Origin of the sequence: Wolbachia endosymbiont of Drosophila seguyi (genome assembly GCF_028981765.1) — a bacterium.
GTDB classification, from domain to species: domain Bacteria; phylum Pseudomonadota; class Alphaproteobacteria; order Rickettsiales; family Anaplasmataceae; genus Wolbachia; species Wolbachia pipientis.
In genome coordinates this window covers 1-9,384 of the sequence record NZ_JAPQLM010000097.1, presented here as the reverse complement: position 1 = coordinate 9,384, position 9,384 = coordinate 1, and the positions used below count along the sequence as shown (strand labels likewise).

At 33.9% G+C, this 9,384-nt stretch carries 10 protein-coding genes, 1 other RNA gene and 1 pseudogene; 4 read left to right on the top strand and 8 right to left on the bottom strand.

The genetic code is table 11. From position 1 onward, the window contains the following. The coding region (locus tag OZD62_RS02160) for a transposase (protein ID WP_275019324.1) at nt 1–167 on the top strand (167 nt) is incomplete at its 5' end. Nucleotides 168–199: 32 nt separating this feature from the next. After that, nucleotides 200–937 carry a tRNA pseudouridine(38-40) synthase TruA gene (gene truA, locus OZD62_RS02155; protein WP_275019338.1) on the top strand — a complete coding sequence of 246 codons (738 nt, stop codon included), beginning with the start codon at nt 200–202 and terminating at the stop codon, nt 935–937. A gap of 79 nt (nt 938–1,016) precedes the next feature. Here truA and dnaN read toward each other — a convergent pair whose 3' ends face one another. The 7 genes from dnaN to ffs form a co-directional block, all read right to left on the bottom strand. Next, on the bottom strand, nt 1,017–2,174 hold the full coding sequence (gene dnaN / locus OZD62_RS02150) for a DNA polymerase III subunit beta (protein WP_038199350.1): 1,158 nt from the start codon (nt 2,172–2,174) through the stop codon (nt 1,017–1,019). Nucleotides 2,175–2,297: 123 nt separating this feature from the next. Beyond that, nucleotides 2,298–2,795 carry an invasion associated locus B family protein gene (locus tag OZD62_RS02145; RefSeq protein ID WP_006279310.1) on the bottom strand — a complete coding sequence of 166 codons (498 nt, stop codon included), beginning with the start codon at nt 2,793–2,795 and terminating at the stop codon, nt 2,298–2,300. Further along, nucleotides 2,788–3,681 (bottom strand): RNA polymerase factor sigma-32, encoded by an 894-nt coding sequence (locus OZD62_RS02140; RefSeq protein WP_038199346.1) that lies wholly within the window; start codon nt 3,679–3,681, stop codon nt 2,788–2,790. Before OZD62_RS02140 ends, OZD62_RS02145 begins: the two co-directional genes overlap by 8 nt. Before the next feature lie 318 nt (nt 3,682–3,999). Beyond that, nucleotides 4,000–4,713, bottom strand: a complete 714-nt coding sequence (locus tag OZD62_RS02135; protein ID WP_138264894.1) for a P44/Msp2 family outer membrane protein — start codon at nt 4,711–4,713, stop codon at nt 4,000–4,002. Nucleotides 4,714–5,302: 589 nt separating this feature from the next. Beyond that, nucleotides 5,303–5,617, bottom strand: a complete 315-nt coding sequence (locus OZD62_RS02130; protein ID WP_316658042.1) for a YbaB/EbfC family nucleoid-associated protein — start codon at nt 5,615–5,617, stop codon at nt 5,303–5,305. A 21-nt stretch (nt 5,618–5,638) separates the two neighbouring features. Next, nucleotides 5,639–7,240 (bottom strand): DNA polymerase III subunit gamma/tau, encoded by a 1,602-nt coding sequence (gene dnaX / locus OZD62_RS02125; protein WP_275019336.1) that lies wholly within the window; start codon nt 7,238–7,240, stop codon nt 5,639–5,641. A gap of 15 nt (nt 7,241–7,255) precedes the next feature. Further along, nucleotides 7,256–7,355, bottom strand: an RNA gene (gene ffs, locus OZD62_RS02120) — signal recognition particle sRNA small type. Between the two features lie 232 nt (nt 7,356–7,587). Here ffs and OZD62_RS02115 point away from each other — a divergent pair. Beyond that, nucleotides 7,588–7,704: pseudogene (locus tag OZD62_RS02115) on the top strand (WPE palindromic element domain-containing protein); the annotation flags it as partial. Between the two features lie 107 nt (nt 7,705–7,811). Continuing rightward, the gene (locus OZD62_RS02110; protein ID WP_010081992.1) at nt 7,812–8,465 is read left to right on the top strand and encodes a glutathione S-transferase family protein; all 654 of its coding nucleotides are present in this window, start codon (nt 7,812–7,814) and stop codon (nt 8,463–8,465) included. 1 nt (nt 8,466) lies between these two features. On the opposite strand, the gene OZD62_RS02105 is transcribed toward OZD62_RS02110, so the two are convergent. Beyond that, entirely contained in the window at nt 8,467–9,114 is a 648-nt protein-coding gene (locus tag OZD62_RS02105) for an O-methyltransferase (protein ID WP_010081993.1), read from the bottom strand. Nucleotides 9,115–9,384 lie beyond the last annotated feature (270 nt).

The window sequence follows — 9,384 nt, the reverse complement described above, 5'->3', positions numbered from 1 at the left end:
AACAAGGGTTTAAAGTACAGCCAAGAAGATGGGTTGTAGAAAGGACTTTTGCTTGGGTTAATAGGAATAGAAGGCTATCGAAGGAGTATGATTTACTCACAACATCCACTGAGAATTTCATATACCTAGCTATGAGTAGGGTTATGTTAAAGAGGGAATATGCTTGAATTTACTAGTTTCCGGACAACCTCGTAATGCAGTGCGATACAAAATAACGGTAGAATATAATGGTAGTAATTTCTCTGGTTGGCAAAAACAGCAACACTCTGCTAACTCAATCCAGGAGAAGATAGAAAATGCTATATTTAATTTTAGTGGTGAGAAAGTTACTTTGTACTGTGGTGGCAGGACTGATGCAGGAGTTCATGCTTTAGGACAAGTTGCTCATTTTGATATGGAAAAGGCATTTGAGCTTTATAGAATAAGGAATGCAATAAACTATCATTTAAAATCAATTCCTATAGTCGTGCTTAATGCAGAAGTTGTAGATGATGCTTTTCACGCACGGTTTTCAGCAAAAAAAAGATATTACGAATATAGAATAGTTAATCGCTATGCTCCTGCCGCTCTGGAGACGGGTTATGTATGGCAAGTGTTTAGCCCACTTGATGTAAATATTATGCGTGAAGCTGCTAAACATCTACTTGGAAAACATGACCTTTCAAGTTTCCGTTCAAAAGATTGTCAAGCCGCAAATCCGATAAGAACAATTGATGATATCGATATAATACAAAATGGGAATCATATACACATCAAAATATCTGCTATTTCCTTTTTACATAACCAAGTGAGGATTATTGTGGGTACTTTAGTTGAATTTGGAAAAAATAGAACCAATCCGCAAGAAATGCTAAATATATTAAACCAATGCAAAAGAAGTGCCGCTGGAGTTACTGCACCACCTTTTGGCTTATATTTGGTAAAGATAGATTACTAATTTAATAAAAGCTAGTGAAATAAGTGCCATACCGCCACGGTATCTCCAGATTCCGCTAACAAGCAGCGAGATGACGAGTTTAAGTTCTCATTGGCATTACTACATATAATGCACTTGAATCGTCTTCATCAGTGATAATTGTAGCACTATTACCATCGGCTAAGCTAAACTTACATTTATTTTTTATGCAGGATAGAACATCAAGTAAATAACGCGAGTTGAACCCTATTTCTATAGGGGCTTCATTGTAGTCCACTTCTATGGATTCAGTTGCATCACTGCACTCTTGGGAGTTTGAATGCAGAGTTAGCAGCTTTTCTTGTAGTGAGAATTTAATAGATTTTACTTTATCAGATACAACAACGGAAACTCGATCTATAACGTCTGAAAGTTTTTTACTTTCAATAATCATATGCTTATCTTGAGATGCTGGAATAACTGCTTTATAATTTGGAAAAGTTCCATCTATTAATTTTGATATTAGAATATATTCACCGCATGTAAACTTGATTTTTCTGTCTGAGAGTTTTACTTTAATTTCATTACAATCGTCCAATATTTTTAACAGCTCCATAACAGTTTTACGTGGAATGATCACACCAAATTCGCCATTGATGTTCCCAGGCTTTGGCCTCTTTATACATGATAAACGATGGCCATCAGTTGCAACGCAGTACAGAAATTGCTCATCTGTATGTAGATATATTCCATTTAAATTATACCTTGTATCATCTAGTGATACAGCAAATTTTGTTTTAGTTAATAAGTCTATCAGGTCTGTATTTAGTAGAGTAAAATCATGTTTATAATTGTCTTCTTCAAGAGCAGGAAAGCTGCTTGAAACTACATTCGGTAAAGAAAAGTTTGCATTTCCGCAAGACATCAATAATTTTCCTTGGTTGTTTACTTCAAAATTGACATCCAAATCAGCGGGTAACTTCTTCACTATGTCATGTAAAGTATGCGCTGAAATTTTTACTTCTCCTTCTGTTAATACGGTTGCAGCAAGTGAGGCAAACATTGAAATGTCAAGATCAGTTGCCATTAATTTTATGCTGCCGTGTTGTGCTTTGATATTTATACACGCCAAAACATCTATTGCATTACGCCTTTCAACCACTCCACTTACTCTGGATAATGTATTTAAAAGACTTGTGCGGCTCACGCTAAAACGCATCTGCTCGCACACAGAATTTTGCTTTTTGATTTCTGTATCTACACCTGCAACCTCTGACATTGCTAACTCTCAAAAATACATTTTAAATGATATCCACATCCCATATAAAGTAAAGTGCTATTTATATTTCCATTGAAAGAGTAGTCTAGTTTATACTATAGCTGGGTATTCTGTTACAATAATTTACTTTGTATGGCATAAATCATGCATTTTTTGATACGCTTTTTGAAAACCAAGTAGGGAATAAGTATCATCAATGGTCACTGTTTTTGTTTTTCCATTAACTACCATTGATAATCCCTGCTTCATTTTTAGAATGAGATCTTGATCTATTTTTGTATGCTCTGCCCACGCAAAACTTCCCTGTATTATGGGCAGTGTATATTTAATTTTTTTGTCGATATTGAGAGCTACAGGCTCCTTATCATACTGAAAACCAGAGGTAACGCTTACCTCATCTGCTTTTTTATCAACATAACTAACCATTACATACGGCTTGCGATTGGTTGTATAATATTCGCTTTTTTTTTTAGGATAGGATACAATATAACATACTTTCTCTCCATCTTCCAATGCAGTATACACGAGCCAATCTTTATATTTTTCCTTCAATTGTACATCACTAACCGATGCAAAAGCGCCTATCGAAAAAAATATTAGAAATATAAAAAAACTACGCATGCAAACCAAATTTCAAACTTTCAGATTGTATATATTGTTTTACCTTAGCCATCGCCTGCTCAGCCAACTGCCTTATTCTTTCTCTTGAAACACAATATTTTTTACTAAGTTCATCCAGAGTTTGAATGTTTTCAGACAAATATCTACTGATAAAAATGTCTTTTGCCCTTTCGTTGAGACTCGCTAGTGCATTGTTTAAAATTGTTTCTTTTAATTCTTTTTCTTCATGATTCTGATAGGTTACTTCTTGACTGACCAAGTTACATGGGATCATATCTTGCAACTCCCTTTTAGAGTCATCACCTATTTTTATGCAATCGTTTAGCGACTGATCCTTACAAGCCATACGGTAATTCATCTGCAGAACGTCTCCTTCGGATACAGAAAGCTCATTAGATATTGCTTTTATTTCTTCATTATTTAAAGTTTCCCTGTTTGTATACTGTAAAATTCTTTTTTTTATTTTACGTAAACTAAAAAACAATCTTCTTTGTGCTTGCGTTGTGCCTATTTTCACAAACGACCAAGATTTCAATATAAAGTCTTTTATTGAAGCTTCAATCCACCACACTGCATAAGTTGAAAAACGAAACCCTAAATCAGGATTAAACTTTTTCACTGCGTGCATTAAACCCATATTTCCTTCCATAACCAGGTCCATCAACAATAGCCCATAATTTTTGAATTTCATTGCAATTTTCACTACCAAATTCAAATGGCTGGTAATCAATTTATGAGCAGAAGAAACATCCTTATATTGGTTCCAATTTTTTGCTAATCGTACCTCTTCCTCTTGAGACAGCATAGGAAATTTTTGCACCCTAGCAATATATTGCATGAGATTGGTTCTGCTATCGACACATAAGTTTGCCATTGAGGTCAACATAACAACTTAAATCAAAACTTCATACATATAATATATTGATTTTCCAGCAAAAATTCAAGCTTTGATTTGAAAAAAGTACAAATTTTCCATCTAATTTCTTGGAGACAGTAGGCCGCAGTGTTAGCTAATTGGATAACATTATGTAACCTTAGATGATATTCTACCAGTACAATGGTAAACGTTATAGCTTAAACACATAGCAAATAGTGTTATTCCAGTGCCTTGACACTGGAATCCACATTTCTTTTTTCTAGATCCCAGTGTCATGCCACTTAGATGGCAAGAAAAAACTCACTGGGATAACAAGACTGAGATAGACTAGAAATTAAACGCTACTCCAGCTTCTGCACCAACAGTGCTGTAAAGAACTTTGTATGCGCCTGCATCAGTAACCTGTCTGGTTGAATCTTTAGGATCTGTTTTTTTTCCATCAAAATTAGCACCATAAGAACCGAAATAACGAGCTCCAGCATAAAGTTTGACTTCTGGAGTTACATCATAACTAACACCAGCTTTTACTTGACCAGCAAAACCAAATTTACTTTTCTGATCATTCACAGCGGGTTCCAAAGGAGTGCTAATATACGCTGCACCAACACCAACACCAATGTATGGAGTGATAGGCATATCTTCAATTGCTATATCGTAATACACGTTCACTAATCCTGAAATTGCTGTTACACTGTCTGCAATAGTATTTGCTGGGTCAAATGTTACATCTTTAACATCATTTTTGTTTAGGTATGAATAAACTCCTTCAACATCAACCCTGATGTCGTCCATTTTGTAACCAAATGCACCACCACCAGCTATAAAAGATGGTTTTAATGGACTGTAATCACTCTTGTCTTTCTTATAGGTAATACCATCAACTTTTGTGAAAAGAGGTAAAAATTCACCGTTGTATTGCAAACGAACGTAGTAGCTAGTTTCTTCATCACTTATTGGACCAACAGGATCTGAAAAAGCAGAGTTTGATAAACTTAGCAACGTTGCTAAAGCGGCTGCTGAAAAAAACTTTTTATAATGCATAATTGTCCTCGTAAAAAAATTAAAATTCCACTTTAGCAGTCTAAGTAACAACTAAAGTTAAGTCAAGTGCTAACTTAATAACACAAAATATTCTACATTTTAACTAATTTTTAGGAGAAGACAAAGATTTTATTAATGAATAAATACGACTTTTGATTTTTTGGTATAGCTAACACAGGTAAGATTTACTATCGAAAGACCTCGTCATTCCGCTGCTTGTTAGCGGATGAGAAATCCACAACTGTACGAACATTGCAATTTGGGCCTACCAGGAGGGCAATGCCTCTTATCCAAGTACCATCTTCTTGTCATCCCAGTCTGGGATCCAGGAATTTTATTAAGTTGGTAAGCATAAAAGTAGCCGTTTTATGTTAAAACACAATGTTCTTGATGAGATTACGGCAAGGCTGGATTCCAGACTGGAATGACATCGTTTACTATGTGCCATATTGCAATGTTTGTACAATTGTGGAATGAATCACGGTATGACGTAGGGCTATGCTAGTATAGGTACATTATATGAAGAAGTACTAGCGTTGGGAATATTAGAAAAAAAATACTTACACTAAAAGAAACTTCAGTAGTAAATTCAAAAAGGAAGTTTAAACCCAGATGGTAAACCCATCATACCTGCAAGATCAGAAGTTGCACTCGCCATATCTTCTTCTGCTTTTTTAACGGCATCATTAAACGCTGCTGTTACTAAATCCTCTACTATATCTTTTTCCTCATTTCTCATAAGTTCTAAGTCTATGTTCACCTTTTTAGCTTTATAGCTACCTATTTTTATGACTTCCACTAATACAGAAACTTTGCCACCACCAGAAATACCTTGAAACTCTTTTCCAACATATTTTTCTTGAGCTTCTGCAAGCTTTTTTTGCATCTCTTGCGCTTGTTTCATTATTTGACTAAAATCCACAACTTACTCCTTATTTTCTATATTAACTACTTTTGCACCTTTAAACGTGTCAAGGATATCCTTAACTGCAGGTGCATAATTTAAATTACTCACTTCCCTGTTTATATAACCTGTATCAACTGCAACAACCCACTCTTGCTGAGTCACCTGGTTTAAGTAATTTTTTAAATCATTGCAAAAATTACTATCCAACTTAGATACAGCTTTTAATTTTAAATATCCAGGTCTACAATCTATTAATTGTAGATTATTACACAGTTGTTTGTAAAGATAAATTTGGTTACTTCGCCTTAATAGTTGCAAAATCTTATCAAAATCGTAATTTTGTTGTTTATTTTCCACATGGATCCCAGTGTCACGCACTGGGATGACAGAGTGGGGTTGTTGTTTACTTTCCACATATTTTTTTGGATCCGAGTAGTCAGCTACTTGGATGACAGAGGGGGAAGGTGCAACAGGTCTGCCCTGTCTATTTCCTTGCTCTACATTCTGCGAAAGAACTTTTTTGATCACCTGTTCCGGAGAAGGCAGATCAGAAAGATAACAGAGGCTAATTAACATCATTTCAGCAGCAACATCGTTGCATGTTGAAGTTTTTATATCTTGAATACCTTTAAGCAACATCTTCCACAATCTCGAAAAAAATATTAAAGATCTCTTTATACTTAAATCTTTTATCCTATTCTTTTCATGCTCTGTAACTGCATTATCAATCTCTTTTGTAATCAAAAAACGGCATACTAACTGAATTGTTTGCAATAGACCTTCAAAAATACTAAGTGGGTTTGCTGTTTTTACCGCCTTGTCAAACACTGATAGAGCTTTCTGTAAATCACCTTCTAATATTGCCCCTAATAGATCGAATATAATATCTTTATCCACTAGGCCAAGTATGTCTGTCACATTTTTAGTGGATATTGCACCATCTTTGCTATATAGCACTGCTTGATTCATCAAAAACAAGGCGTTACGCATTGAATTTCCAGAGTGTCGTGCAATTAATTCTAATGCTCCCTTTTCAATGGAATAACTCTCTTTTTGTGCAACATCATTTAAACGTTCCACTATTTTAGCTACAGGAATGTTGTGTAAATCAAATCTTTGACAACGTGCAATAATAGTTATTGGTATCTTTTTTATTTCCGTAGTTGCTAAAATGAACTTTACACTAGATGGTGGCTCTTCTAGGGTTTTAAGTAATGCGTTAAATGCACTGCTAGATAGCATGTGTACTTCATCTATAATGTAGACTTTGAATTTAGAGCTTATAGGTGAATAGCAAATATCTCCCAGGATTACTTTAATATCGTCAATGCTAGTGTGACTTGCTGCATCGATTTCAATTACATCTGGATGGCTTGAATTTTTTATTGCTAGACAATTTTCACATGATCCGCAAGGTTCAAAAATTGGCCCCAGGGAACAATTCAAACATAAAGCTATTATCCTTGCAGTGGTGGTTTTACCAACTCCACTACTACCAGAGAGCAGTATAGATTGTGGGATTTTGTTTAAAATAAAAGCATTTTCTAATACACGCACTAATATATCTTGACCTACTAGATCTTTGAAGCTACTAGGACGATGTTTTAATGCTATATTCATAGCCTCGGATAAAACAAATAATGAAATAGGTATGCAACCCAAAAAGGTTCTGATATGGCTGCTTCATTTCTGATCTGACCAAATTACAGAGTTTTTGCCTGCATACCTTATAAAATATTATACTTTTTTTTTTATTTAGCAAGGTATATCCTATATTAGCTCTATAATTTGATATGTTAAATTTTTTACAGTGCTATTTTGAAGTAAACAAAAAGTTAGTTGTCATGCAAGTCACTACAAGATTGTCACTCCAATGTTTATTTATGTCATTTCAGCGCTTATTTATGTCATCCCAGTGCCTAGGCATACAGCTGTATGAATGTTGTGATATAAGAGCAATTTTTACCGAAAAGGATGTCATCCCAGTGCTTGACTACTTGGATCCAGAAAACTTAACTGTAAATGAGCGCACTAGGCAATTGTATAACAAGAACTGGATTCCAGTGTCAGCTACTTGCATGACACTACCTGCTACGCAAACTTCTGTGGACTACAAAGAAAGTTCGTACAGTTGTAGGTCAAGCCATAGAGTAACAAAAAAAGGATATTGGTATAACAAAAGAGGAACATTATGATTTTATATCATTTTCCTCTTTGTCCATTTTCACGAAAAGTTAGAGCTTTTCTAAAAGAAAAAAAATTAGGCTGTGATCTAGTGTATGAAAATCCGTGGGAAAAGCGGAATGAATTTATGGAGATCAATCCAACCGGGCAAGTACCAGTGTTAATAGATAATAACTTTGTAATAGCGGATAGTAATGCCATTTGTGAATATATAGAAGAGACTTACAATAGCGACGTCAAATTACTTGGTTCATCCACTATTATTAAGTCTAAAATACGCGCTCTAATCAATTGGTTCGATAACAAATTTTACAATGAAGTTACTAAGTATATTATGAATGAAAAAGTAATTACTAACCGCAGCCCTGACTCTAGATTTCTTCATGCAGCTCAGCATAACCTGCCTTGCCATATGGAATACACCGAACACTTAATTAACAAGAACGTTTGGCTTGCAACTGATAAGTTCACTTTAGCTGATATTACTTTAGCATCGCATATTTCCGTAATGGATTATGTAAGTAGTTTTCCATGGGAAAAAAGTAAAATTTTAAAAGAATGGTACTCCATTGTTAAATCAAAGCCTTGTTTTCGTGAGATATTATTAGAGAGGATTTCTGGTTTAATCCCTCCTAAACATTATGCTGACCTTGATTTTTAACTTATGTTAGCTTTAAAGCTACAGTCATTCCTTCATCAGTTGGAATCAATATAGAGAAATATTTTTTTTCATCTGATAATCTATTATTAAACTCCCTCATGGCATGCCATGATTTTTCTGATACTTCTTTTGGAGGCGATTCTAAAAATACTGTGTTAAACAGTAGAGTGTTATCTGCAACGATTAGCCCATCTTGTTTAATGTATGACTCTGCCCAATCTAAATACTTAGGATAACTACTTTTGTCAGCATCAATAAATATCATGTCAAATGGTGCTTTTGCTGATAATTCATTAATTTTTTCCAGTGCATCGCCTTCTATTAGAGTAATTTTATCACTTAGATTAAAAGCACTAAAATTTTTTTTTGCTATTCTTGAGTGTTGAGGATTATTTTCTATTGTATATATATGACCGTCTTTTAGTAGAGCTTTTGCCATGCAAATCGACGAGTAACCGTATAACGTGCCAATCTCAACAATACTTTTGATTTTTTGGATTTTTATAAATAAACTTAATAGCTTTCCTTCTTCAGGGCCAATTTGAATATGTTGCTTTTTTTCAAGAATACAATATTCTTCTATTTTTTTATATTCTTTTGCAAATAGATTTCTTATGTATGACAATTTTATACTAAAATTATTACGCATATATTATAAATTAGGGAGACTTAATTCATACACAATTTATAAATATAATAATATAGTTTAAAATAATAAAAACATTTATTTTAAGTTATTATTTCATAGTATAAAATTTTAAGTGACAAAAATTATTATATATCGTACTATAGTTAACTAGTATAATAAACAGTCGATTATTATGCTAGAATTAAAGGGATTGTTTATGCGCATTTAGTTATTTAGTTATTTAGTTATTTAGTTATTTAGTTATTTAGTTATTTAGTTATTTAGTTATTT

Coding starts and splice junctions, on each gene's coding strand:
- OZD62_RS02130 (WP_316658042.1), bottom strand. CDS start 5,617: ATGAAACAAGCGCAAGAGATGCAAAAAAAGCTTGCAGAAGCTCAAGAA.
- OZD62_RS02110 (WP_010081992.1), top strand. CDS start 7,812: ATGATTTTATATCATTTTCCTCTTTGTCCATTTTCACGAAAAGTTAGA.
- OZD62_RS02145 (WP_006279310.1), bottom strand. CDS start 2,795: ATGCGTAGTTTTTTTATATTTCTAATATTTTTTTCGATAGGCGCTTTT.
- dnaX (WP_275019336.1), bottom strand. CDS start 7,240: ATGAATATAGCATTAAAACATCGTCCTAGTAGCTTCAAAGATCTAGTA.
- OZD62_RS02135 (WP_138264894.1), bottom strand. CDS start 4,713: ATGCATTATAAAAAGTTTTTTTCAGCAGCCGCTTTAGCAACGTTGCTA.
- OZD62_RS02105 (WP_010081993.1), bottom strand. CDS start 9,114: ATGCGTAATAATTTTAGTATAAAATTGTCATACATAAGAAATCTATTT.
- dnaN (WP_038199350.1), bottom strand. CDS start 2,174: ATGTCAGAGGTTGCAGGTGTAGATACAGAAATCAAAAAGCAAAATTCT.
- OZD62_RS02140 (WP_038199346.1), bottom strand. CDS start 3,681: ATGTTGACCTCAATGGCAAACTTATGTGTCGATAGCAGAACCAATCTC.